22 protein-coding genes are annotated in these 24549 nt (G+C 70.8%); 14 read left to right on the top strand and 8 right to left on the bottom strand.

The annotated features are described in order from the left end of the window. Positions 1-127: 127 nt before the first annotated feature. Positions 128-1315, bottom strand: coding sequence for a methyltransferase domain-containing protein (locus tag HTV45_RS27940; protein WP_308309770.1), 1188 nt, complete (start codon positions 1313-1315; stop codon positions 128-130). A gap of 135 nt (positions 1316-1450) precedes the next feature. On the opposite strand from HTV45_RS27940, the gene HTV45_RS27935 reads away from it, so the two are divergent. The 5 genes from HTV45_RS27935 to HTV45_RS27915 all read left to right on the top strand — a co-directional run bounded on the left by HTV45_RS27935 (position 1451) and on the right by HTV45_RS27915 (position 6927). After that, positions 1451-2332 carry a polysaccharide deacetylase family protein gene (locus tag HTV45_RS27935; protein ID WP_308309769.1) on the top strand — a complete coding sequence of 294 codons (882 nt, stop codon included), beginning with the start codon at positions 1451-1453 and terminating at the stop codon, positions 2330-2332. After that, positions 2329-3231: a polysaccharide deacetylase family protein gene (locus HTV45_RS27930; RefSeq protein WP_308309768.1), complete on the top strand. Its 903-nt coding sequence runs from the start codon at positions 2329-2331 to the stop codon at positions 3229-3231. The genes HTV45_RS27935 and HTV45_RS27930 overlap by 4 nt, the downstream gene beginning before the upstream one ends. Before the next feature lie 434 nt (positions 3232-3665). Then, positions 3666-3974 (top strand): co-chaperone GroES, encoded by a 309-nt coding sequence (groES, locus tag HTV45_RS27925; protein ID WP_003998759.1) that lies wholly within the window; start codon positions 3666-3668, stop codon positions 3972-3974. A gap of 124 nt (positions 3975-4098) precedes the next feature. Further along, a complete protein-coding gene (groL, locus tag HTV45_RS27920) occupies positions 4099-5724 on the top strand; it encodes a chaperonin GroEL (protein ID WP_215208676.1) in 1626 nt (541 codons plus the stop codon). A gap of 153 nt (positions 5725-5877) precedes the next feature. After that, entirely contained in the window at positions 5878-6927 is a 1050-nt protein-coding gene (locus HTV45_RS27915) for a hypothetical protein (RefSeq protein ID WP_215208675.1), read from the top strand. Positions 6928-6971: 44 nt separating this feature from the next. Here the strand turns inward: HTV45_RS27915 and HTV45_RS27910 are convergent, their stop codons facing one another. Further along, positions 6972-7238, bottom strand: coding sequence for a hypothetical protein (locus HTV45_RS27910; RefSeq protein WP_215208674.1), 267 nt, complete (start codon positions 7236-7238; stop codon positions 6972-6974). Between the two features lie 381 nt (positions 7239-7619). Between HTV45_RS27910 and HTV45_RS34900 the strand changes: the two genes are divergently transcribed. The 3 genes from HTV45_RS34900 (at position 7620) to HTV45_RS27900 (ending at position 10393) form a co-directional block, all read left to right on the top strand. After that, positions 7620-7748 (top strand): hypothetical protein, encoded by a 129-nt coding sequence (locus HTV45_RS34900; RefSeq protein WP_285899697.1) that lies wholly within the window; start codon positions 7620-7622, stop codon positions 7746-7748. 270 nt (positions 7749-8018) lie between these two features. After that, on the top strand, positions 8019-8762 hold the full coding sequence (locus HTV45_RS27905; RefSeq protein ID WP_215208673.1) for an NPCBM/NEW2 domain-containing protein: 744 nt from the start codon (positions 8019-8021) through the stop codon (positions 8760-8762). 320 nt (positions 8763-9082) lie between these two features. Then, positions 9083-10393, top strand: coding sequence for a hypothetical protein (locus tag HTV45_RS27900; RefSeq protein WP_215208672.1), 1311 nt, complete (start codon positions 9083-9085; stop codon positions 10391-10393). A gap of 273 nt (positions 10394-10666) precedes the next feature. Here the strand turns inward: HTV45_RS27900 and HTV45_RS27895 are convergent, their stop codons facing one another. The 3 genes from HTV45_RS27895 to HTV45_RS27885 all read right to left on the bottom strand — a co-directional run bounded on the left by HTV45_RS27895 (position 10667) and on the right by HTV45_RS27885 (position 13018). Then, positions 10667-11374 (bottom strand): ester cyclase, encoded by a 708-nt coding sequence (locus HTV45_RS27895; protein WP_215208671.1) that lies wholly within the window; start codon positions 11372-11374, stop codon positions 10667-10669. A gap of 139 nt (positions 11375-11513) precedes the next feature. Continuing rightward, positions 11514-12287, bottom strand: a complete 774-nt coding sequence (locus tag HTV45_RS27890; protein WP_215208670.1) for an SDR family oxidoreductase — start codon at positions 12285-12287, stop codon at positions 11514-11516. A gap of 50 nt (positions 12288-12337) precedes the next feature. Next, complete coding sequence (locus HTV45_RS27885) at positions 12338-13018, bottom strand: MOSC domain-containing protein (protein ID WP_215208669.1); 681 nt, start codon at positions 13016-13018, stop codon at positions 12338-12340. Positions 13019-13097: 79 nt separating this feature from the next. On the opposite strand from HTV45_RS27885, the gene HTV45_RS27880 reads away from it, so the two are divergent. Beyond that, a complete protein-coding gene (locus HTV45_RS27880) occupies positions 13098-13994 on the top strand; it encodes a LysR family transcriptional regulator (protein ID WP_215208668.1) in 897 nt (298 codons plus the stop codon). A gap of 103 nt (positions 13995-14097) precedes the next feature. On the opposite strand, the gene HTV45_RS27875 is transcribed toward HTV45_RS27880, so the two are convergent. Next, a complete protein-coding gene (locus HTV45_RS27875) occupies positions 14098-14430 on the bottom strand; it encodes a WhiB family transcriptional regulator (RefSeq protein ID WP_215208667.1) in 333 nt (110 codons plus the stop codon). Positions 14431-14809: 379 nt separating this feature from the next. Here HTV45_RS27875 and HTV45_RS27870 point away from each other — a divergent pair, with 379 nt between their 5' ends. From HTV45_RS27870 to HTV45_RS27855, 4 genes are all read left to right on the top strand, one after another. Further along, entirely contained in the window at positions 14810-15421 is a 612-nt protein-coding gene (locus tag HTV45_RS27870; protein ID WP_003948568.1) for a response regulator transcription factor, read from the top strand. Between the two features lie 668 nt (positions 15422-16089). After that, a complete protein-coding gene (locus tag HTV45_RS27865; protein WP_215208666.1) occupies positions 16090-16677 on the top strand; it encodes a sigma-70 family RNA polymerase sigma factor in 588 nt (195 codons plus the stop codon). Between the two features lie 164 nt (positions 16678-16841). Then, positions 16842-18344, top strand: coding sequence for an IMP dehydrogenase (gene guaB, locus HTV45_RS27860; RefSeq protein ID WP_215208665.1), 1503 nt, complete (start codon positions 16842-16844; stop codon positions 18342-18344). A 129-nt stretch (positions 18345-18473) separates the two neighbouring features. After that, complete coding sequence (locus tag HTV45_RS27855) at positions 18474-19598, top strand: GuaB3 family IMP dehydrogenase-related protein (RefSeq protein ID WP_215208664.1); 1125 nt, start codon at positions 18474-18476, stop codon at positions 19596-19598. 553 nt (positions 19599-20151) lie between these two features. On the opposite strand, the gene HTV45_RS27850 is transcribed toward HTV45_RS27855, so the two are convergent. Continuing rightward, positions 20152-21360 (bottom strand): nucleotide sugar dehydrogenase, encoded by a 1209-nt coding sequence (locus HTV45_RS27850; protein ID WP_215208663.1) that lies wholly within the window; start codon positions 21358-21360, stop codon positions 20152-20154. 272 nt (positions 21361-21632) lie between these two features. Here HTV45_RS27850 and HTV45_RS27845 point away from each other — a divergent pair, with 272 nt between their 5' ends. Further along, on the top strand, positions 21633-23339 hold the full coding sequence (locus tag HTV45_RS27845; RefSeq protein ID WP_215208662.1) for a glycerol-3-phosphate dehydrogenase/oxidase: 1707 nt from the start codon (positions 21633-21635) through the stop codon (positions 23337-23339). An 83-nt stretch (positions 23340-23422) separates the two neighbouring features. On the opposite strand, the gene HTV45_RS27840 is transcribed toward HTV45_RS27845, so the two are convergent. Then, positions 23423-24466, bottom strand: coding sequence for a serine hydrolase (locus HTV45_RS27840; protein ID WP_215208661.1), 1044 nt, complete (start codon positions 24464-24466; stop codon positions 23423-23425). Positions 24467-24549 lie beyond the last annotated feature (83 nt).

The raw sequence follows: 24549 nt of genomic DNA, 5'->3' as shown, positions 1-24549 counted from the left end.
GGCGCAGGGGGAACCGTGCGGCCGGAGCGGGGTTTCGCGGCGCCGGGTGCCTGCGGGGGCCGCCGCCGCGCCGCCGCGGCCCTGGGCGGCGACCCCATGACCGTACGGGTGGGCCGCCGCCGCGTGGTCATCGCACCGGGTGCCCCAGCAGCATGGCCGGGGCGCCGGCGACGCGGGTGAGGAACACGGTGACGGACGCGGAGCCGTGCGGTTTGGGCAGCGCCTTGCGGCGCAGTTCCTCCGGCTCGACGGCCGAGCCGCGCTTCTTGACGGTCAGGATGCCGACCGCGCGCTCCCGCAGCAGCGCCTTGAGCTTCTTGACGTTGAAGGGAAGCCGGTCGGTGATCTCGTAGGCGGTGGCGTACGGCGTGCTGTGCGCCTCGTCGGAGGTGACGTAGGCGATGGTCGGGTCGATCAGCCCGCCGTTCAGGTCCCCGGCCACCTCGGCGACCAGGTGGGCGCGGATGACGGCGCCGTCGGGCTCGTACAGGTATCGGCCGACCGGCCGGACCTCGGGGTTCGGGAGCTCGGTCCCGGGTGTCACGTAGATGCCGGCCATGGCGGGCAGCAGCGTGGCCCGCCGTGCCCCCGGTGTCACGTCCGGGCCGAACCACAGCACGGCCTCCTTCACGTCCCCGCCGTCCGAGACCCACTCGGCCGTCGCCTCGGCGGGGATCGCCTCGTGCGGGATGCCGGGCGCGATCTTCAGCAGGCCGAGCGGTGCCGCGCGTGCGGCGGACACGGCCCAGGACAGGGGAGGGGAGTATGCCTCCGGATCGAAGATCCGGCCGCGTCCGGAGGAGCGCCGGGCGGGGTCGGCGAAGACCGCGTCGCAGCCGGCCGTGTCCACCTCCGTCACGTCGGCCTCGCGCACCTCGATCAGGCCGGCGAGCCCGAGCGCGTCGGCGTTGGCGCGGGCCGCCTCACAGGTCAGCGGGTCCCGGTCGACGGCCAGGACCCGGATCCCGGCGCGGGCCAGCGCGATCGCGTCGCCGCCGATCCCGCAGCACAGGTCGGCGACGGACCGCACCCCGCGGGCGCGGAGGCACTCGGCGCGGTACGTCGCCACACTCGCCCGGGTCGACTGCTCCACCCCGTTGGGTGTGAAGAACATCCGCCCCGCGTCCTCGGTGCCGAACTTCGCCACCGCCCGCTGACGCAGCCGCGCCTGGCCGAGCGCGGCCGACACCAGCTCGGCGGGGTGGGTGCGGCGCAGCCGGGTCGCGACGGCGAGTTCGTGCGCCGGGTCGGTGTCGCGCACCTCGTCGAGGAGGGCGCGGCCTTCGGGGGTGAGGAGGGGGGCGAGGTCGTTCACCGGGTCATTGTGGGCCAGTCGGTGGACCGTATGCGTCCGGCCGCGGTGTCGGGCCGGGTCCCGGCCGTCCGGCTGCGAGGATCCGGCGTCATGCGAGAAGTAGGACAAAATGATAAAAAGTGGCCGTCGCGTGGTGTGCGGACCGGCCTCGCCGTACTCGCTCTCGCCACCATCGCCTCGGCCTGCGGAGAGGGCGGCGGTGGCGACAAGGTCGAACCGGCGGGCGGCCAGCAGCCCTACCAGGCACCCCCGGCCCGCGCGCTCGACTCCTACGCCACCAAGCTGCGCGCCGCGCACGCCGCGAGCGTCGCCGCCGCGAAACGCTGGGGCCTGAAGAAGGTGCCCCTGACGGCTCCCGAGCCCCCGGAGAAGAAGCCGGAGATCACCACCCGCGACGGCTTCGAGGTGGACGGCCACCGCCGCCTCGGACTTCCCCCGGTGTTCACCACCGTCCCCACCAAGGAGAAGATCCTCTTCCTCACCATCGACGACGGTGAGGAGAAGGACCCCGCGTTCCTGCGGATGATGAGCGAACTGAAGATCCCCTACAGCGCCTTCCTCAGCGACTACCTCGTCAAGGAGGACTACGGCTACTTCAAGAAGATGCGGGACGGGGGCGTCGGCCTGCACAACCACACCCTGCACCACCCCTACCTCCCCGCCCTGTCCCGCGCCCGCCAGACGCGCGAGATCTGCGGCATGCAGAAGGTCATCGAGAAGCACTACGGCGAGCGCCCCGCCCTCTTCCGCCCGCCGTACGGCAACTACGACAAGAACACCCTGCGCGCCGCGAAGTCCTGCGGGATCACGCATGTCCCCCTCTGGAACGAGGAGGTCTTCGTCGACCGCTGGGAGTACCGCGAGTGGGACCGCTCGCTGCACCCCGGTGACATCGTCCTCACCCACTTCCGGGGCCGCGACGACTGGAAGGGCACGATGCCGGACATGATCCGCCGCTTCCTCGACCGGGTCACGGCCGAGGGCTACGCGGTGGCGCGGTTGGAGGACTACCTGTGAGGCGCGCGAGGGCCCTGACGGCCCTCGTGGCAGCCGCTGCCGCCGTACTCGGCGGGGGATGCGGCACCGGCCCGGACGGCCCGGACGCTCCCCGGCACGGATCCGCCACTGCCCCTGGCGGGCCGGCTGCGTCCCCTGGCGGGCCGGCGGATCTCCCGGGCGGGACGCCGGGTCCCTCCGCGCCGTCCGGGCTTCCCGTGCCGCCGGGGCCGGGGCCGGGGCCGGAGCCGGAGCCGGAGCCGGAGCCGGAGCCGGGGGCGGGGGGGGGGGCGGCGGGCAGGGCCACCCAGGCCACCGCCGCCCTCCCGCCCGTCATCGACCACATCCCGACCGACGACCGGGTCGTCTTCCTCACCTACGACGACGGCGTCGAACGCGCCCCCCGCTTCATCGACCTGGTCCGCGAACGCCGGCTCCCCGTCAGCATGTTCCTGACGGACAGTGTGATGGGCCCCGGCTACGCCCACTTCGCCCGCCTGCGCGCGGTCGGCGCGAGTCTGCAGAACCACACCCTGGACCATCCCGCCCTGCGCGGTCTGCCCTACGCCGGACAGCGCGCCGAGATCTGCGGTCAGCAGCGCAAGCTCAAGGCCCGCTTCGGCATCCGCCCCCGCCTGTTCCGCCCGCCCTACGGCACGTACGACGCCACCACCCTGCGCGCCGCCGCCGACTGCGGCATCGCGGCCGTGGTGCTGTGGCGGGCCACCCTGGAAACGGACGGCCACCTCACCTACGCCCGCGGCCCCCGCCACCTGAACCCCGGCGACATCGTCGCCGTACCCTCGGGCGAGGCGCCGACGCTGTCGCTGGCGGAACGGACGGGACGGCTGCTGGGGGAACTGGAGGAGCGGGGGCTGAAGGTGGGGCGCCTGGAGGACTACGCCCCAGGCCACCACTGACCCCGGCCCGGCAGCCCTGACGAGCACGGCCGGTACTCCCGCCGTCCGGCGGTCACTGGCGGGCACGGCCGGTACTCCCGCCGTCCGGCGGTCACTGGCGAGCACCGCTCACCTCTCAGCCCGTCCGGCGATTGAGGACGAGGCCCGTTCAGGGCCGAAGGGGGGTCTGGGGGCGCAGCCCCCAGTGACGGTCACTGCAACACCGCCGGCTGCACAACCCGGTGCAAAAACCGCCCCCCACGCCCGACGCGCCGCACGGCAACTGGCACTCCGCTTGACCGAGTGCTAATCCCGGTCATAGTCTCGGACCTGGCACTCCCCCCTGGAGAGTGCCAATGCGCGACGGGCAGGTCCGGCACCCGCGACGACGGATCCACCTGGTCGCCACCTCAGACAGTTAACCCCGTGAGATCTCCGAAGGGGGAGGTCGGATCGTGACGACCACCAGCTCCAAGGTTGCCATCAAGCCGCTCGAGGACCGCATTGTGGTCCAGCCGCTCGACGCTGAGCAGACCACGGCCTCTGGCCTGGTCATTCCGGACACCGCCAAGGAGAAGCCCCAGGAGGGCGTCGTCCTGGCCGTGGGCCCGGGACGCTTCGAGAACGGCGAGCGCCTGCCGCTCGACGTCAAGACCGGCGACATCGTGCTGTACAGCAAGTACGGCGGCACCGAGGTGAAGTACAACGGCGAGGAGTACCTCGTCCTCTCGGCTCGCGACGTCCTCGCGATCATCGAGAAGTAATTCACCCGCTTCACCGAAGCACCTGCATGTGAGCTGCGCCCCGGGCCCCCGCGACCTTATGAAGCCGGGCGTCAGGGGCGCAGTTCGTTTCACCCACGCTTTCCGAGAGGGCTGAACCGCTCCCATGGCGAAGATCCTGAAGTTCGACGAGGACGCCCGTCGCGCCCTTGAGCGCGGCGTCAACAAGCTTGCCGACACGGTGAAGGTGACGATCGGCCCCAAGGGCCGCAACGTCGTCATCGACAAGAAGTTCGGCGCCCCCACCATCACCAACGACGGTGTCACGATCGCCCGCGAGGTGGAGATCGAGGACCCGTACGAGAACCTCGGCGCGCAGCTGGTGAAGGAGGTGGCGACCAAGACCAACGACATCGCGGGTGACGGCACCACCACCGCCACCGTGCTGGCCCAGGCGCTGGTCCGCGAGGGCCTGAAGAACGTCGCCGCGGGCGCTTCCCCGGCCGCCCTGAAGAAGGGCATCGACGCCGCCGTCGCCGCGGTGTCCGAGGACCTGCTCGCCTCGGCCCGTCCGATCGACGAGAAGTCCGACATCGCCGCCGTCGCCGCGCTGTCCGCGCAGGACGAGCAGGTCGGCGAGCTCATCGCCGAGGCGATGGACAAGGTCGGCAAGGACGGTGTCATCACCGTCGAGGAGTCCAACACCTTCGGTCTGGAGCTGGACTTCACCGAGGGCATGGCCTTCGACAAGGGCTACCTGTCGCCGTACTTCGTGACGGACCAGGAGCGTATGGAGGCCGTCCTCGACGACCCGTACATCCTGATCACCCAGGGCAAGATCGGCTCCATCGCGGAGCTGCTGCCGCTGCTGGAGAAGGTCATCCAGGCCAACGCCTCCAAGCCGCTGCTGATCATCGCCGAGGACGTCGAGGGCGAGGCCCTGTCGACCCTGGTCGTCAACAAGATCCGCGGCACCTTCAACGCGGTCGCGGTCAAGGCGCCCGGCTTCGGCGACCGCCGCAAGGCGATGCTGCAGGACATGGCCGTCCTCACCGGCGCCACGGTCATCGCCGAGGAGGTCGGCCTCAAGCTCGACCAGGTCGGCCTGGACGTGCTCGGCTCCGCCCGCCGCGTCACCGTCACCAAGGACGACACCACGGTCGTCGACGGTGGCGGCAAGAAGGAGGACGTGACCGGTCGCATCGGCCAGATCAAGGCCGAGATCGAGACCACCGACTCCGACTGGGACCGCGAGAAGCTCCAGGAGCGCCTCGCGAAGCTGGCCGGCGGCGTGTGCGTGATCAAGGTCGGCGCCGCCACCGAGGTGGAGCTGAAGGAGAAGAAGCACCGTCTGGAGGACGCCATCTCCGCGACCCGCGCCGCGGTCGAGGAGGGCATCGTCTCCGGTGGTGGCTCCGCGCTGGTCCACGCCGTCAAGGTCCTCGAGGGCAACCTCGGCAAGACCGGCGACGAGGCCACCGGTGTCTCCGTGGTCCGCAAGGCCGCCGTCGAGCCGCTGCGCTGGATCGCCGAGAACGCCGGCCTCGAGGGCTACGTCATCACCTCCAAGGTCGCCGAGCTCGAGAAGGGCCAGGGCTTCAACGCCGCCACCGGCGAGTACGGCGACCTGGTCAAGGCCGGCGTCATCGACCCGGTCAAGGTGACCCGCTCCGCGCTGGAGAACGCCGCGTCCATCGCCTCCCTGCTCCTCACGACCGAGACCCTGGTCGTGGAGAAGAAGGAAGAGGAAGAGCCGGCCGCCGCCGGCGGTGGCCACGGCCACGCCCACTGACGACACGAGGTCGCCGGTACCTGAGTGAAGGCCCGGTTCCCGTCCGCCCGGACGGGAACCGGGCCTTTGCCATGCCCCCGATCATGGAACCGTCCCCGGCCGGAGAGGGTCTCTCCACACGGCAGACGGAGCAGGAGCAGGAGGGGGACGGCGATGCACCAGGTGCTCTACGGGGAGCGGTCCCGCAACCCACTGGCACGCACCGTGGAACTCACCGGGAGCGGGCTGCGCAGAGGCGGCAGGACGACTCCGCCGGCCGAGCTGAACCTCGCCGCCATGGCGGAGGCCTTCCTGCGCGGGCACTGGCTCGGCGGCGGAGGCAGCGAACGCCCCCTGGCCTCGCTGCCGCCGGACCGCGGCATCGTGCCGGTCACCCGGGCGACCGGCACCAGCACTCCCATGAAGGTACGCCAGGCGGCCGGCTTCGCCCGCGCGCTGGGTGAACTGGCGGTCCGCAGATGCGGCGGACCCGACCAGGTGGCCGCCCTCGCCGCGCGGGCGCACGCGGAAGGCGTACCCCTGTGGATCGCACGCCGGTACGCGCACGCCCCCGCCGGACCGGTGACCGTCGCCGTGGACCGCCGCTCGGTGCGCGTCGACGTCTGGGGCCCTCACGCCCCGGCCGTACGGCTCAGAGCACCGCAGGGCTACCTCTCCGACTCCGTCGACCAGGCCCACGGCCTGGTCATGACCGTCGGTGACGTCCCCGCCGGAATCGAACTGCGCAGGAAGCTCCGCAGATCCAAGAACAAGGTCGAGATCCGCCTGCCCGACCGGCTGTGGACCCTGCGCCGCGAGGACACCGTGAGTTCGTCACTGCTGCGTGACGGCGCCCGTGTCGCCGTACTGACCCGCCCGCCCCGCGGCACCACCCCGGCCCCCGGCACCCTGCTGCTCCCGCTGTCCGACGTCCACCACGAGAGCCCCGACCCCCTGGACGCCGTGATGGCCCACGCGGTCGCGGTCTCCTTCGGTCTCGGCGACACCACGGGCACGGCCAGATTCCGCCCCGCGCACCGCTACCGCGGGGCCACGGGCGACGCCGCCTGGGACCGCCCCTGGTTCAGCAACCTCGGCAGGGACCGCGACGACAACGAACCCGGCGGCGGCGACGGCTGGGGGAGCGACGGCGGAGACGGAGGCGACGGAGGCGGCGACGGAGGGGGCGGCGGTGACGGAGGCGGGAGCGGAGGCGGCGACTGAGCCGGCCCGCACCCCCGCGCCTCGCCCCGCTCCCGGTCCAGGGATCACCAGGCCTTGCTGCGGTCGAACTCCGTGATGTCGACGGTGACGCCGGAGGTCTTGAGCGTGGTGGGGGACTCCCCCGTGGCCGTCTGCCCCGGCTGTACGTCGGTGGCCAGCTCGGTCGAGTTGTAGAGCCGTTTGCCGTCCGGCCCCACGGCCTCCCACTCCCACGTGGAGTTCGACTTCTCCGAACTCCGGTTCGTGATGGTCCAGGTGACCCAGATGTTCTCGAACCCGGCCTGGGAGCGGTCCTCGATCTCGAAACTCACGAGATCGCCCCGCTCACCACCCGACACCTCCGACCGCCCGTCCTTGGGCTCCTCGCCCTGGTCTTCGGCCTTTGGCGTAATGCGCAGGTCGGCGGTTGGGGGCGGCTGTCGGCGGGGCGGTGGAAGGCGGCCGTGATCCCGGAAATCGAACGGGAATTCAAAAGAGAATAGGTGTGCGAATACAGTGCGGGGATTCCCGGGTTCGCGGGTTTCGAGAACATCACGTGAGGAGGGCTTCTGTAACGGGAGGGCCACAGCACTGAACGCCCGTCGAAATCCACGGTGTTGCCCGTCATGCGTGTGTCACCATCAACCTCCTTTTACTGCGGGAAAGTTGGGGATATGGCGGGTTGGACCACCGACCACAGAGTCAAAATCATCGTGGGAATCGTCGGAGCCGCGGCGGTGATCGTCGCCGCGGTCATCACCGGCCTGATGAAGTCGGACACCACCAGCGTGGACCAGAAGAACGGGCGGGACGGCACCGTCTGCATCGGCTCGAAGTGCTGAGACGAATGTCGTGCGGGCATGGCGCAGAGCGGTCCGCGGGACGGGGGCGGGGACGAGCCGACCGGGCCACTCCTCCTCGCAGCCCGAGGAGGGCGGCGCAGGGCTCACGGGCGGCGGGGGCTCCGGCGGCGCGAACGACGATGAACCGCACGAGGAGCCGGCCGACTGCTGCGTATGTCCTTCGAGGGGGCGCTCGGTGACACACACGGGCGGTCGGGTCTCCGGCCGTGCGCAGGTGACGGGCGGAGCCGGATGACCGAGGCGGGAAGAATGAGAACGTGGAGAAGAGCGGCCCGCGGGCCGGTACTCGCGTGCCTGCTGGTGTGCGTGGCCACCGGCTGCGGCGACACCAACAACATCGACGCGCATGCCGGGCGGGACGGCAAGGTCTGCGTGGACGGCGCGGTGTGCGACGAGGATGCGACGGAGCCCGGGGCGCCGGAGTCCTCGGAGGCGTCCCCATCGGCCGGCTCCCCGTCGTCCGATGACCCGTCCGGCGACGGCACCCCGGACGACGACGGCGGCGAAGTCGTCACCGCCGATCCCGGATCCGCCGTCTCCGGCGATGACCCGGCCGAGGCGCGTTCCGACGTCCGCGTGCGGCACCTCACCGAGATCGGTCCGATCGGGGGGTACGGGAACAACGTGAGGAAGGACTCCTCGCAACTCGGTGACACCCCCCTCACCAAGAGCATCGTCTTCGCGCCGGGGGTCTTCAGCAAGACGGTCAAGCCGCTCACCTTCACCGTCCCCACCGGGCTGACGCGCTTTGCGGCGACCGTCGGACTCGACGACGAGACGCTGCCCGACTACGTGGCCCACGTCGGCATCGAGAACCGCGACGGAACGACCCTCACCAGCCTCACCCTCCGGACCGGAGACGTGCACAACATCTCGGAGAACGTGGCCGGGGCGGGAGCGATCACCATCAGCGTCTCGATCCTGGAATGGGCGTCGGACGCGGTGAACAGCAGACCGCGTGTCGTGATCGGCGACGGCAGATTCATCAGGTAGACGCCGTATCTGCCGCGCTGCCCCCGGCGGTCAGTCCGTCGTCCCTTCAGCCGAGCGGGCCGAGCAGGACCGGTACCACTGAATTCCTGTGCCTTTCGTATCCGCGGGGGATAGCCTGCGCGGCGGACTCTCACCCCTCCCTGATCGGATGGTCGGGATTGCCTATCGTATTTCTTATCGAATTAGATTCGATTCCATTCCCCCGATGAAAAGGTTTATGGACATGTGTATGGCGATTCGGTAGGGGAGTCAGTTAATCTTCAACAGGGGTGTCGTCAAGTGCATCCCTGTCGCACGCATACGACAGTGGGGGGCGTGCAGTGGAGCTCTGGGGTTCACTCATATCGACAGCCAGGTGCGCAAACGCGCGGGTGCATGGCGTCCTGGATTCCTATGCGGAGAAAGTCACCCCGAAGGGGAGAGTGGGGCAAGCCTTCTTCATCTTCATCGTCCCGCTCGTGGTCATGGGACTCGTCTATGCCGTATGCGCCTGGACCGGCGTGGAGTCATCGGAGGACTGTCCCGCTTCCACCCTTCTGCACCTGGCCATCCCGGCTCTCCAGGAACGGCCCTCGGAGTGCCGTGAACTGCCTCTCGTCGCCGACCTGCCGAGCGTCGCCCTCGGTTTCACGTCGACGCTCGCGGTGACGATCTACCTGACCCTGATCAAGAGGCTGGGGCGGCTCGAGCGAGGACTCGTCGCCTCCGGACTCGTGAAATCGGCGAAGTTCAGGGAGGGGCAACTCGCCGAGCGGCTCGCAGCCCTCCACGAGGGGATCCGCATCGCGCGCCGGGGCAGAGTGGTGCTGCTGGCTTTCAGTATCGCCCTGAGCTGCTACCTCTACTGGGCTGCCTTCAAGGGCGGTCGCGCTTTCTCCGACCTCTCCGCCATATCCAGGGAGCATCCGAGCGAAGAGGTGCTGCGTGCCTCGTGGTGGGCCAATCATGAAGAGCATATCGGGCTGGCCGTCACCTGGATCGTTGTCGGGGCGTTCGGTATCTACTTCGCGGCGAAGCAGGCCTATATCTACGGAAAGCTCGTAGGCTTCTCTGTCGGCTCCAGGAAATACTGGGAGTTCCAGTACGTGCCGAGGGATCGCGACGACGACTTCGGATGGAAGCCGGTGGGCGAAATCAACGCCATGATCTATCTGGGCTTCCTGAACTTCGCGGTCAGCCTGTTCGCTGTCGCCTACCTCTTGCAGGACGCGCCCGGCGGATGGGGCAAGGCGGCCATCGGCGCTATGGCACTGCTGGGAATCGTGGCGAACCTGGGCGTTCTGCTGGCGCTTCTCTGGGTGATGGTGAGGAACCACCGCAAGATCATCATGCGGAATCGGGCAGAGGTGAAGAGGAGACTGCTGGAGCGTGAGGGCCGGCTGCGGGCGTCGCGTGAACTCCCCGCTCACGCGGGCGGGCGGTCTCCGCAGCGTCGCGGCGGGCCGATCGCGTCGAAGGGGCCTGCCGTCGGCGAGAAGGAATACTCGTACCTCTCCGTCCAGGGGACGCTCCTGTTCGAGGCGCCCCGCTGGTATCCCCTGAAGGGGAGACTCCGGCCGCTCCTGTCGGTGGCCCCCGGACTCTTCGCCTTCTACAAGGCGGGCGCCGAGCTTGTGAAGCTCATCCAGTGAGTCCGTCGCCCTGTCCCCGGCTGACCGCGCGCCTCAGACCCACCCTCACCGAGAGGCGGGCTCCCATTTCGCCGTGCTGACCTCCACCGACGAGGTGCGGGCGGCGACGGAACCCTCCGGAAAGCTCCGCAGGATCGGTACTCCCCGCACCTCTCCGTACGTCGTCGCGCTCGTCGAAGGGCTCAGCCGTCACCGAGGGGAACGAGCAGGCATCCGACGCGGGGACGCAGGGCCTGGCATCGCCGCCAGGCTCCGCTGACCTGCTCGGCCGGCTCAGAGCTCGGTGGGCTCCAGCGCCCCCAACTCCGCCATCAGCCCCAGCCGGTCGTACTGCCACCAGCCCTCGACGATCTTCCCGGTGTCACCGAAGCGGAAGATGACCGTACCGGTCATGGACGCCTTCTTCCCGGTGGCCGGGATGCCGAGGAAGTCGCCCGTGTGGGTGCCCTGCCAGCTCCACCGGGTGCAGACGCGGTCGCCCTGGGCGATCTGGTCCTCGATGCGGAAGGAGAAGTCGAAACCACCGCGCCAGACGTCCATCTCGCGCCGGAAGTGGTCGAGGCCGATGATGTCCTGCTCGTTGGCCGGATCGTGGTCGCGGTAGTGCTCCTCGATCAGACCCGTCATCGGCGACAGATCGTCCGCCGTGGCCACCACCTCGAAGAAGCGCCGCGCGGAATCCGTGTTCAGCCGCGCGTCGCGCACCACGTCCAGGTCCGTGAACGTCGGCATCCCGTCGCAGAGCGCCACCATCTCCCGGAAGATCCGGTCGGTCTCGGGGAGCTGTGAGTTCCGCATCGCCTCCTCGTAGGACGGGAACTCCACGATCTCGACGATGTGCGAGGTGTCCGAGCGGTCCTTGCCGACGACCGCGTGGGTCGCCGTCCGCTTCCCCCTGCTCTGCTCGACCCACTGGTCCATGAGCCGGTCCATCTCCTCGAACCGGTTCGTCCTGCAGTCGATCAGCTGCATGAAGGTCATGACGTCACCGCCTCCGGCCCCCGGTCCGGGGGTCCTGGGTCCGGATGTCCTGGTCCCTCCATTCTCCTCCGTCGGACGGTCCGCGTCCCGCCCGGCCGGAGTATCCGGAGTACCGGAGTGCCGGAGTGCCGGAAGACCTCTACCGGGGGCCGTACTTCCGCCCGGTCCGGGACGAGAGGCCGCCGAGCAGTCCGCGCGGGACCAGCTTCGCCGCCCCCATCAGGGCCTTGTAGCGGGGGTCCGGGATCGACACCGTCCTGCCCCGGGCCAGGTCGGTGAGGGCGGCCGCGGCGACCTTGTCCGCGTCCAGCCACATCCAGCCCGGGATGCTGTCCGTGCCCATCCCGGCCCGCTCGTGGAACTCGGTGCGCACGAAGCCGGGGCACAGCGCCATCAGACGGACGCCGTGGCCCGCCAGGTCGACGGCCGCGCCCTGGGTGAACTGCACCACCCACGCCTTGGAGGCACCGTACGTCCCACGCGGCACGAACGCGGCGGTCGAGGCGACGTTCACGACGCCTCCGCGCCCGCGCTCCCGCATCGCCTCCACGGCCGACGACGTCAGCCGGAGCACGGCCTCGCAGTGCACCTTGAGCATCCGCAGCTCGTCGGCCATGGGGACCTCGAGGTAGCGGCCCTTGTTGCCGAACCCGGCGTTGTTGATCAGCAGGTCGACGGGGTTCTTCCGGTCGCCGAGGCGGTCGGCCACCGACTCGATGCCCTTGTCCTCAGCCAGGTCGGCGGTCAGCACCTCCGCCTCGATGCCGTGGCGGTCGTGCAACTCGGTGGCCTGTTCGCGCAGCCGGCCGGTGTCGCGGGCCACCAGCACCAGGTCATGTCCGTCGGCCGCCAGCCGCCGCGCGAACGCGGCACCGATCCCAGCCGTCGATCCCGTAATCAGAGCCGTTGTCATGGCGCAAGAGTAGTTACCCGGAGCGGAGTCGTCCGCTCGGTGCCGAGCTGTCAGGCCGTGGACTCCACCTCGTACTTCTCCATGTACTTCCGCGCCAGCGCGCGCGCCTCCGGATGCAGTGCCGGGCCGGCCGCGGTCAGCCGCGGCAGCAGTGTCCGTTCGGTCGTCACCGCGCGGAACTGCAGAGCCACCGTCACCTCGTGGTCCGGCCGGTGCAGGATCCGTACGGCGTCGCCCGCCCGTATCCCGCCGGGCCGGATGACCCGCAGGTACGCACCCGGCGCGCCGCGCCGCGTGAACCGCTTCACCCAGCCCTTCTCACCCAGATGGCCCTGGAAGGTGCGGCAGGGGATGCGTCCGCTGGTGATCTCCAGCACCACGTCCGCGCCGATGCCCCAGCGCTCGCCGATCAGCGCGCCGGACACGTCGATCCCTTCGGTGGTGAGGTTCTCGCCGAAGGATCCGGGCGCCAGCGGGCGTCCCAGCGTGCGCTCCCACTCGTCGAGATCCTCCCGGGCCACGGCGTAGACGGCCTGGTCGTCGCCGCCGTGGTGCCTGGTCTCGCAGACCGCGTCCCCGGCCAGTCCGCTGCCCCCGACACCCTTGGGTCCGGGGGCCTCCACCCGCACGGGTCCGGTCACCGGCTGCTTGTCGATACCGGTCACACCGTCGGGATGGTCCGTGTACGGCACCGCCGTGGGGCGCCCCACGTTCACAGAGAGAAGCTTCATGGGCGAACGGTAGGCGATCGAGATAAAAGCGTCGACGCATTATGGGTCGCGAGGTCAAAGGGTCGCTTATCCTTGTGGAGTGATCGAAGCCCGACATCTCCGCGTGCTGCGTGCCGTGGCCACCACCGGTTCCTTCTCCGCGGCGGCCCGCGAGCTGGGCTGCACCCAGCCGGCCGTCAGTCAGCAGATGAAGGCCCTGGAGGCGTCGGTCGGCACGCCCCTGCTCATCCGCAGCGGCCGCGAGATGCGTCTGACCCAGGCCGGTGAGGCACTGGTGCGGCATGCCGCCGGGATCATCGCCGGACTCACCGCGGCCGAGGAGGAGGTCGCCGCCATCGCCGGGCTGCGCGCGGGCCGGGTCCGGCTCGTCTCCTTCCCCAGCGGCAGCTCCACGCTCGTTCCCACGGCGCTCGCCGCCCTGCGCGACGCCCACCCGGGCACCCGGGTCTCCCTCGAGGAGGCCGAACCGCCGCGCTCCGTGCGGCTGCTGCGCGAGGGTGACTGCGATGTGGCCCTGGCCTTCCGCTACGAAGGGGCGGCGGGTGCGGAGGAGTGGGACGACCTCGTCGTCCGGCCGCTGCTGTCGGACCGGCTGGTGGGGCTGGTGCCGGAGGGGCACCGGCTCGCCCGTGCGGCGTCCCTGGCCATCGGTGAACTCGCCGACGAGCCGTGGATCGCCGGCTGCCCGCGCTGCCGGGGGCAGCTGGTCGAGGTGTGCGAGACGGCCGGCTTCACCCCGCGCATCGACTTCGCGACCGACGACTACCCGGCGGTCGCCGGACTGGTGGGCGCGGGACTCGGGGTCGCGGTCCTGCCCCAGCTGGCCATCGAGTCCGTACGGCCCCGGGGGGTGCGCACCGTGGCACTGGAGCCCGCCGTGCGGCGGGAGATCGTCGCCCTCACGCTCCCGGATCTCGCCCAGGTGCCCGCGGTCGCCGCGACGCTGGAGAAGCTGGCCGCGGCCGCGGCCGGCTGACGGCGCGGCGGCAGCCCGTCGAGCCGGCTGCCGGCCTGTCACGGGCAGCCCGTCGTGGAGCAAGGACACGCGTGCGTGCCCGCGTTTCAGAAGAAACGTTCCTTCAGTTGTTCGAAGCGGAGACGTGTCCGCCGCCGGCCGATGCCGGCACCAGCCGGTGACGCGCCCGCCCCATCAGCTCTTCGCGCTCGTCCTCGGTCAGGCCGCCCCACACGCCGTACGGTTCGCGGACCGCCAGCGCGTGCGCGGCGCACTCGGCGCGTACCGGGCACCTCATGCAGACCTCCTTGGCCGAGTTCTCGCGAGCGCTTCGAGCCGCACCGCGCTCACCTTCGGGGTGGAAGAACAACGAGCTGTCCACCCCGCGGCAGGCAGCGAGGAGCTGCCAGTCCCACAGGTCCGCGTTCGGTCCGGGAAGGCGGGAGAAATCTGCCATTGTGTGACCCCTTGTAGCCGTTCTGGGCGGATCCGGTGTCCACGACCGTACAACTACGATCAAAGGAGATGAAAATATGACTCATTGCGAATCTAGCCCCGAACACCATCAAAGGGGAAGAAAAGGGTCTGAATGGGGCACGGGTTGTGGTGAAAGTTCGAGGGTCCGCGCGCATGTCTGCACCGTGAGCGCCTCCTCACGTAGAGTGCCGAAGATGGCAGACGGCCCCGTAACTCTTTCGAGTGACCGTCGTTGAGAGTGCGAGGCGGTTGAAGGAACAGGTGCTCGGGCGGGTGTCCGGGTCAGTCGACCGCACAGGTGACGATTTCGTACCAGCCTGGAGGCTCAAGGTGACGCGCATCAGCTGCGGAGGGCGGCCATGACTTCCGTCCTCGTCTGCGACGACTCCCCGCTTGCCCGGGAGGCGCTCCGCCGTGCGGTCGCGACCGTGCCCGGTGTCGAGCGCGTAACGACGGCTGCCAACGGCGAGGAAGTCCTCCGCCGCTGGGGTGCCGACCGCTCGGATCTGATTCTGATGGACGTACGCATGCCCGGCCTGGGCGGCGTCGAGACGGTCCGCCGGCTGCTGTCCGCCGACCCGGGGGCGCGCATCATCATGCTCACCGTCGCCGAGGACCTGGACGGTGTGGCGCTCGCGGTGGCCGCCGGCGCACGCGGCTATCTGCACAAGGACGCCTCCCGCGCGGAGCTGCGGGCCACGGTCACGCAGGCGCTCGCGGACCCGACCTGGCGGCTCGCCCCGCGGCGGCTGCGCTCCGCCGAGATGGGTGCGGCGCCGACGCTCACCGCGCGGGAGATCCAGGTCCTCGAAGGAATGAGCCACGGCCGCTCCAACGCGGAGATCGGCCGGGAGCTGTTCCTCTCGGAGGACACCGTCAAGACGCACGCGCGACGGCTCTTCAAGAAGCTCGGCGCCTCCGACCGGGCCCACGCGGTGGCGCTCGGGTTCCGGTGGGGTCTGGTGCGCTAGGCCCGACCTGCGGGCCGGGCCGGATGCGGCGTACGGCGGCGGGAGCGGGCCGGTGAGCGGGTACGGGCCGGTGCGCGGGGGCGTGCCGGTGCCTCCGCCCGGGACCGGATCCTGCCGGGGGCCGGGAACGGTTCGGGTGCCGTCGGTCCATGGTCGTGCGCACCCAGCGCACCCAGCGCACCCAGCGGCGCGCCCCGCGTGTCGTGCGTCCGCCTGTGCTCCCGCGCGCGGTCATGTCGCCCCGCACGCCTCGCTGCCGTGCGGAGCCGGAACGGCGGGCCCACGGTCCCCGGTGTGCTGCGCCCTCGCGCGGTGTCGTCATGGGGCCGGTCAGCCGGCAGCGCGGAGCGCGCGGAACGGCGGCGTGCGGTCCCCCGCCTCCCGTGCCGGACCCGTCCGGGCGGCGAGCCCAGGCGCCGGTCGCGTACCCCGCGAGAACCACCCCGGAAACCTGCCCCACCAGGGCTTCCTCGATGGCCGGCAGGTGCCCGCTGCTCGTTTCGGCGCCGATGGCGCATCCTTGAGGTGTGGAGTTCCTCGGGGACGAGTCGGTCGAGCGGGAGGGGAGGGCGCAGGGTATGAGTTCCGGCGCACCTGCTCATAACGCTTCGGTGCACAACCAGGGACACGGTGCCGCGGACCAGACGCCGGCAAGGCACCATGGACCGATGCGCGACGACGAGGCGGGCACTGCCCATGGGGCGTTCGGTGCGCTCGTCCATCGCGCCGTCGACGGAGACGAGCAGGCCACACACGACCTGCTCGCACATGTCCACCCCCTGGCGCTGCGCTACTGCCGCACGCGTCTGTCCCGGCTCCCCGGCGACGCCCGGCACTTCGTCGAGGACCTCGCCCAGGAGGTCTGCGTCGCGGTGCTCCTCGCGCTGCCCCGCTACAAGGACACCGGCCGGCCCTTCGAGGCGTTCATCTTCGCCATCGCCTCCCACAAGGTCGCCGACCTCCAGCGCGCGGCGATGCGGCACCCCGGATCGACCGCCGTGCCCTCCGACGAGATGCCCGAGCGCCCCGACGACTCCCTCGGCCCGGAAGAGCGCGCCCTGCTCAGCAGCGACGCCGAATGGGCCAAGAAACTGCTGGCCAGCCTGCCCGAGAACCAGCGCGAGCTGATCCTGCTGCGCATCGCCGTCGGGCTCACCGCCGAGGAGACCGGCCAGATGTTGGGTATGTCACCCGGGGCCGTCCGGGTGGCGCAGCACCGCGCGCTGAGCCGGCTGCGGGCCCTGGCGGAGCAGTAACCGCCGCCCTCGCACCGCTCCTTCGGTCCAGCCGATGAACGGACGATCAGCCGTCTCCGTACGAACATACGAAGCCGGAGCCGTGTGAAACCGTGGAATGAGACGTCCGCGCTTCCCGTTAGCATGGACATCCGCACCGATCAAGGCCATTTGGGGAAGGTGTCATGACTGCGAACGTCGACGGAGTGCCCGGAAAATTCGCGACACTCGGGCTGACCTACGACGACGTGCTGCTGCTGCCGGGCGCATCCGAGGTGCTCCCCAACGCGGTTGACACCTCGTCCCGCATCTCCCGCAACGTCCGGGTGAACATTCCCCTGCTCTCGGCCGCGATGGACAAGGTCACCGAGGCCCGTATGGCGATCGCCATGGCCCGGCAGGGCGGCGTCGGCGTGCTCCACCGCAACCTCTCCGTCGAGGACCAGGCCAATCAGGTCGACCTGGTGAAGCGCTCCGAGTCCGGCATGGTCACCGACCCCATCACCATTCACCCGGACGCCACGCTCGCCGAGGCCGACGCGCTGTGCGCGAAGTTCCGCATCAGCGGCGTCCCGGTCACCGACGGCAACAAGAAGCTGCTCGGCATCGTCACCAACCGTGACATGGCCTTCGAGACCGACCGTTCCCGTGAGGTGCGCGAGGTCATGACCCCGATGCCGCTGGTCACCGGGCACGTCGGCATCTCCGGCGTCGAGGCGATGGAGCTCCTGCGCCGCCACAAGATCGAGAAGCTGCCGCTGGTCGACGACACGGGGGCGCTCAAGGGCCTGATCACGGTCAAGGACTTCGTGAAGGCCGAGCAGTACCCGCACGCCGCCAAGGACGGGGAGGGCCGGCTGATCGTCGGCGCCGCCGTGGGCGCCAGCCCCGAGGCCCTGGAGCGGGCCCAGGCGCTCGCCGAGGCCGGTGTGGACTTCCTGGTCGTCGACACCTCGCACGGCCACAACAGCAACGCCCTGAGCTGGATGGCGAAGATCAAGTCGAGCGTCGGCATCGACGTGATCGGCGGCAACGTGGCCACGCGCGACGGCGCCCAGGCGCTGATCGACGCCGGTGTCGACGGCATCAAGGTGGGCGTCGGACCCGGCTCGATCTGCACCACCCGGGTCGTCGCCGGCATCGGAGTACCGCAGGTCACGGCCATCTACGAGGCGTCCCTCGCGGCCCGCGCGGCGGGCGTCCCGCTCATCGGCGACGGCGGGCTGCAGTACTCCGGCGACATCGGCAAGGCGCTCGCCGCCGGCGCCGACACCGTCATGCTGGGCAGCCTTCTCGCGGGCTGCGAGGAGTCCCCCGGCGAGCTGCAGTTCATCAACGGCAAGCAGTTCAAGTCGTACCGCGGCATGGGCTCGCTGGGCGCCATGCAGTCCCGGGGACAGGGCAGGTCGTACTCGAAGGACCGCTACTTCCAGGCCGAGGTCGCCGCCGACGACAAGCTCGTGCCGGAGGGCATCGAGGGCCAGGTGCCCTACCGCGGCCCGCTGGCCAACGTGCTGCACCAGCTCGTCGGCGGTCTGCGCCAGACGATGGGCTACGTGGGCGCCGCGACCATCGAGGAGATGGAGTCCAAGGGCCGCTTCGTCCGCATCACGTCGGCCGGTCTCAAGGAGAGCCACCCGCACGACATCCAGATGACGGTCGAGGCACCGAACTACAGCCGCCAGTAGAGGCGAGCCCGTCGAGGGCGGCTCCGGATGCGTCCGGGGCCGCCCTCGCGCGACGTCCGGGGCGGTGGGCGCCGCGGCCGTCGGGGATACTGGAAGGCGCTGCAAACGCATCAGGGAAAGGCCACAGACGTGACTGAGATCGAGATCGGGCGCGGCAAGCGCGGCCGCCGGGCGTACGCCTTCGACGACATCGCCGTCGTCCCCAGCCGCCGTACGCGGGACCCGAAGGAGGTCTCGATCGCCTGGCAGATCGACGCCTACCGCTTCGAGCTGCCGTTCCTGGCCGCTCCCATGGACTCGGTCGTCTCACCGGCCACGGCGATCCGCATCGGTGAGCTCGGCGGCCTCGGTGTGCTGAACCTCGAGGGCCTGTGGACGCGCCACGAGGACCCGCAGCCGCTGCTGGACGAGGTCGTCGGCCTGCCCGCCGAGGCGGCCACCCGGCGCCTCCAGGAGATCTACGCCGCTCCCATCAGGGAGGAGCTGATCGGGCAGCGCATCAAGGAGGTGCGCGACTCGGGCGTGGTCACCGCCGCCGCGCTCTCCCCGCAGCGCACCGTCCAGTTCTCCAAGGCCGTCGTCGACGCGGGCGTGGACATCTTCGTCATCCGCGGCACGACGGTCTCGGCCGAGCACGTCTCCAGTTCGCACGAGCCGCTGAACCTGAAGCAGTTCATCTACGAGCTCGACGTCCCGGTGATCGTCGGCGGTTGCGCCACCTACACCGCCGCCCTGCACCTCATGCGCACCGGCGCGGCGGGCGTGCTGGTCGGCTTCGGCGGCGGCGCCGCGCACACCACGCGCAACGTGCTGGGCATCCAGGTCCCCATGGCCACCGCGGTCGCCGACGTGGCCGCCGCCCGCCGCGACTACATGGACGAGTCCGGCGGCCGGTACGTGCACGTCATCGCGGACGGCGGCGTCGGCTGGTCGGGCGACATCTCCAAGGCGATCGCCTGCGGCGCGGACTCCGTGATGATGGGCTCTCCGCTGGCCCGCGCTACGGACGGTCCGGGCAGGGGCAACCACTGGGGCATGGAGGCCGTCAACGAGGAGCTGCCGCGCGGCCAGAAGGTCGACCTCGGCACGGTCGGCACGCTGGAGGAGATCCTCACCGGCCCGTCGCACACCCCCGACGGCTCGATGAACCTCTTCGGCGCCCTGCGCCGCGCGATGGCCACGACCGGCTACAGCGAGCTGAAGGAGTTCCAGCGCGTCGAGGTGACGGTGGCGGACTCGCAGCACCGGCGGTAGGGGTCGGACGGGCTTTTCGTACGGCACCGAGAGGGCCGGTCACCTGGTGAGGTGACCGGCCCTCTCGCATGTCGGGGGGCGTGCGGGGGCGCCCGTGGCAGTCGGGGGGCGCGCGGTCGCTTTCGGGGTCGATTCGCGCTGGTACACCCGTGTGAGGCCGCTACTGTCCCCGACGGCGCCCAGTTCTTCTGGGAGCCCCCTTCCAAGGACCTGGTCCGGACCCCGCCCTCGGGGCCCGGCCCGATTCCGACGGACCGTCCACCGGGTCACTGGGCGGTGTCGTGGAAGGGGGCGCCCATGGGACGCCACCGCAGGCCCACTCGCTGGGATCGGATCCGTCCGTGGGCGGTGAAGTGCCGGAGGAGGTGGATCTTGCGGATTTTCGGATGGTGAGCGGCCGCCCCCACGAAGACTGGGGGCGGACACCCGTGAACCATTCCGGAGCCTGCCGCAGTGACCGCTGCGGTGGGCTCCGCCTGTTTTCTACCGTACCCGTGCGGCACCCCGCCCACCACCAACCCTGTGGCGCGGACAGCCTCCGCGCGCCCCCTCCTCACAACCGGTGCGCCGCCCCCGTAGGAGTGGCCCCCCGGGTGTCCAGCAAGAGCTGGGCCTTCACCGACAGGCCCTGGAGGTCGTACGTGCGGTGCTGTTGCAGCAGGATCGTCAGGTCGGCGTCGGCGGCGGCCTCGTAGAGGGAGTCCGCGCGGGGGACGGGGCGGTCGAGGACGTTCCAGGACGGGACGTGCGGGTCCTGGTAGCTGATGGAGGCGCCCAGTTCCATCAGCCGGACCGCGATCTCCTGGGCCGGGCTGCCCTGCTGGTCGGCGAGGTCGGCCTTGTAGGTGACGCCGAGGAGCAGCACACGTGCGCCGCGCGCGGACTTGCCGTGCTCGTTGAGGAGCGCGGCGGCGCGCTGCACGACGTAGCGCGGCATCCGGCTGTTGACCTCCTGGGCGAGTTCCGCCATGCGCAGGGTGCGGCCCGCGTGGGCGGTCAGGTCCTGGGGGACGGCGTGGCCGCCGACGCCGGGGCCGGGGCGGAAGGGGTGGAAGCCGAAGGGTTTGGTCTCCGCGCAGCGCAGCACGTCCCACAGGTCGATGCCCAGGTCGTGGCAGAGGGCGGCCATCTCGTTGACGAGGGCGATGTTGACGTGCCGGAAGTTGGTCTCCAGGAGCTGCACGGTCTCCGCCTCGCGCGGGCCGCGCGCGCGGACGACCTTGTCGGTGAGCCGGCCGTAGAAGGCGGCGGCCGACTCGGTGCAGGCGGGGGTGAGGCCGCCGATGACCTTCGGGGTGTTGGCGGGGGTGAAGTCGCGGTTGCCCGGGTCGACGCGGCTGGGGGAGTGGGCGAGGTGGAAATCGCGTCCGGCGCGGAGACCGGAACCCGATTCGAGCAGGCGCAGCAGGGGCCCCTCCGTCGTCCCGGGGGGGACCGGGGACTCCAGGATCACCGTGGTGTGCGGGCGCAGCCGCGTGGCGAGGGTCCGAGCGGCCGTCTCGACCTGCCCGAGGGCCGGTCCGCCGTCCGTGCCGCGTAGGGTCGGCGCGCAGATGACGGCGGTGCGCACCCGGCCCAGTTCGGCGGGGTTGGTGGTGGTGCGGAAGCCCTGGGCCAGCATGCGGCGCTGCTCGGCGGCGCTGAGGGAGCCGGGCTCGGGGCCGGTCCGGTATCCGACGGTGGGGATGCCGGCGGTGACGGCGGCCTGGGCCAGGGGCAGTCCGTACGGGCCGAGTCCGATGACGGCGAGATCTGCGGGCATGGCGTGGGCCGTCCTTCCCAATAACCGGAGTGCGACAGGTGCGCAAGCGCTGTGGACTGGACAGGCGAGCGCAATGTCAGACTAGGAGTAAATATGACCGATATGTGGGATTGATCGGTTGGTTTCGGTGAGTCGTTCCGCGGGTGTTGTCCACAGGCTGGGGGCGCGTGTGGCTGAAGTCGGGCAAGAGGGTCAGAATCTGGGCATGAGGATGAGGGACCGGGCTTCGCCCCACAGGTGCGGCCGACGCGACCGATGAGCGGGAGGCAGCGGTGAGGACAGCGACACTGGGGCCGGCGCAGCGCGCCGAATCACTCGCATCCATGGCCGAGCACGAACTGGACGTGCTGGTGGTGGGTGGCGGAGTGGTCGGTGCGGGCACGGCGCTCGACGCCGTGACACGGGGCCTGTCCACGGGACTTCTCGAGGCGCGCGACTGGGCGTCGGGCACCTCCAGCCGGTCCAGCAAGCTGATCCACGGTGGCCTGCGCTATCTGGAGATGCTCGACTTCGCCCTCGTCCGCGAGGCGCTGAAGGAGCGCGGTCTGCTCCTGGAAAGGCTCGCTCCGCATCTGGTGCGTCCGGTGCCGTTTCTGTACCCCCTGCAGCACAAGGGCTGGGAGCGGCTGTACGCCGGAGCGGGCGTCGCGCTCTACGACACCATGGCGATGGCCCGCGGCCACGGTCGGGGACTGCCCGTGCACCGGCACCTGAGCAGGCGTCATGCCCTGCGTGTCGCCCCGTGTCTGAAGAAGGACGCGCTGGTCGGCGCCCTGCAGTACTACGACGCGCAGATGGACGACGCCCGGTTCGTCGCCACCCTGGTCCGCACGGCCGCGGCGTACGGCGCGAAGACCGCCAACCGTGCCCGGGTGACCGGGTTCCTGCGGGAGGGTGAACGCGTCGTCGGCGCCCGGGTGCACGACGTGGCGGGCGGCGGCGAGTACGAGGTCCGCGCCAAGCAGGTCGTCAACGCCACCGGTGTGTGGACCGACGACACGCAGGCGATGGTCGGGGAGCGAGGGCAGTTCCATGTCCGGGCCTCCAAGGGCATCCACCTGGTCGTCCCCAAGGACCGCATCCACTCCACGACCGGGCTCATCCTGCGCACCGAGAAATCCGTCCTGTTCGTCATTCCCTGGGGCAGGCACTGGATCGTCGGCACCACGGACACCGGCTGGGACCTGGACAAGGCGCACCCGGCCGCGTCCAGCGCCGACATCGACTATCTGCTCGAGCACGTGAACTCGGTGCTCGCGGTGCCGCTGACCCGGGACGACGTCGAGGGTGTGTTCGCCGGCCTGCGACCGCTGCTCTCCGGCGAGTCGGACGCCACCAGCAAGCTGTCCCGCGAGCACACGGTGGCCCATCCGGTACCCGGACTGGTCGTGGTGGCGGGCGGCAAGTACACGACGTACCGGGTCATGGCCAAGGACGCGGTGGACGCGGCGGTGCACGGACTCGACGTGCGCGTCGCCGCCTGCGTCACCGAGGAGACGCCGCTGGTGGGCGCCGAGGGCTACCACGCGCTGTGGAACGCACGGGCGCGGACGGCGGCCCGTACCGGGCTCCACCCGGTCCGGGTGGAGCACCTGCTGCAGCGGTACGGCACGATGGCGGAGGAGGTCCTGGATCTCATCGCCGCCGATCCCTCGCTGGGCGAGCCGCTGGGCGGGGCCGACGACTATCTGCGCGCCGAGATCAGCTACGCCGCCTCGCACGAGGGTGCCCGGCACCTGGACGATGTGCTGACCCGTCGCACCCGGATCTCGATCGAGACGTTCGACCGGGGCACGCGGTGTGCGCGGGAGGCCGCCGAGCTGATGGCGCCGGTGCTGGGCTGGGACCAGGGGCAGGTCGAGCGCGAGGTCCAGCACTTCGAGAAGCGGGTGGAGGCCGAGCGCGAGTCGCAGCGGCAGCCCGACGACCTGACCGCGGACGCGGCGCGACTGGGGGCGCCGGACATCGCGCAGCTGTAGTCGTCCACGGGGGCGGCTGACGGCGTCTCACATCACTCGGACGGGTGGCGGAATCCGGGAGCCCCGTTCGGGGCCCGGCCGTTCTACCGGGTGCGAGGGCAGAACCCGGCCGCGAGCACCGCGGGTTCGAGGCCGGGGTCCGCGATCGCGTCCGTGTTCACCCGGAAGGTGAGCACACGCCGGCCGTCGACGGTGGCCGCGGTGCGCACATAGCTGCCGGGGACGCGCCCGTTGTGCCCCCACACGGTGGTGCCGCACGGAAGCGTCACAGGAAACAGCCCCATGCCGTACGCGCCGTGTGCGGCGCGGGTGTCGAGCATGTCCCGCAGCCGGTGCGGGGGCAGCAGCTCACCGCCGAGCAGGGCCGAGTAGAAGCGGTCCAGGTCGGCGAGCGTGGTCACGATCTCGCCCGCGGCGCCGGCCACCCGCGGGTCGAGCAGGGTGACGTCGGTTCCGTCGGCGGCGTAGGAGCGGCCGTGAGGCCGCGGCAGAGAGGTGCGGGAGCCCGGAAAGGACGTGCCGGTCAGACCCAGTGGAGCGAGGACACGGCGTTCGGTCTCGTCGGCGTAGGAGCGGCCGGCGGCCTGTTCGACGACCAGACCGAGCAGTACGTAGTTGGTGTTCGAGTAGTGGAACCGGCCGCGCTCGGCCGGAGGGTGGGTGAGTGCGATGCGTACGGCCTGAAGAGGTGTCACCGGGAGGGCGCCCCGGGTATCCGCGGTGAAGTCGGGGAGACCGCTGGTGTGGGTGAGCAGGGAACGCAGGGTCAGCGCGCTGCCGTGGTGGCCCGCTCCCCGCACCAGTCCGGGCAAATGTTTTCCCACGGTGTCGGAGAGCGACAGACGACCCTCCTCGGCCAGTTGCAGGACGACGACGGCGATGAACGTCTTGGTGACGCTGCCGGCCCGGAAGTGGTCGGCGCGCCCGATGCCGGGGCCGGCGTGGGCGTAGCGCGGGCCGGATTCCTCCGAGACCAGCAGGGCCGCGGCGGGGGCGCCACCCCGGGTGACCAGCAGCGGAAGGAGCGCGTCGGCGCCCCGGGGCGCCGGGGCCGGAGAGGCGGCCGGGGCCAGGGCGAGCAGGGCCAGGATCAGCGGAACGGCCGTCAGGGCCCGAAGCGATGACATCCCTGAGCCTCCCTTGTCGGGGCACATCATGCAGGCCCGGGGGAGCGCGTACGTCATCCGGGTCCCGTACGCGCCGGGTCCGT

This window comes from Streptomyces sp. CHD11 (assembly GCF_018638295.1).
Taxonomy (GTDB): Bacteria; Actinomycetota; Actinomycetes; order Streptomycetales; family Streptomycetaceae; genus Streptomyces.
This window is presented reverse-complemented; position numbering and strand designations above follow the sequence as displayed.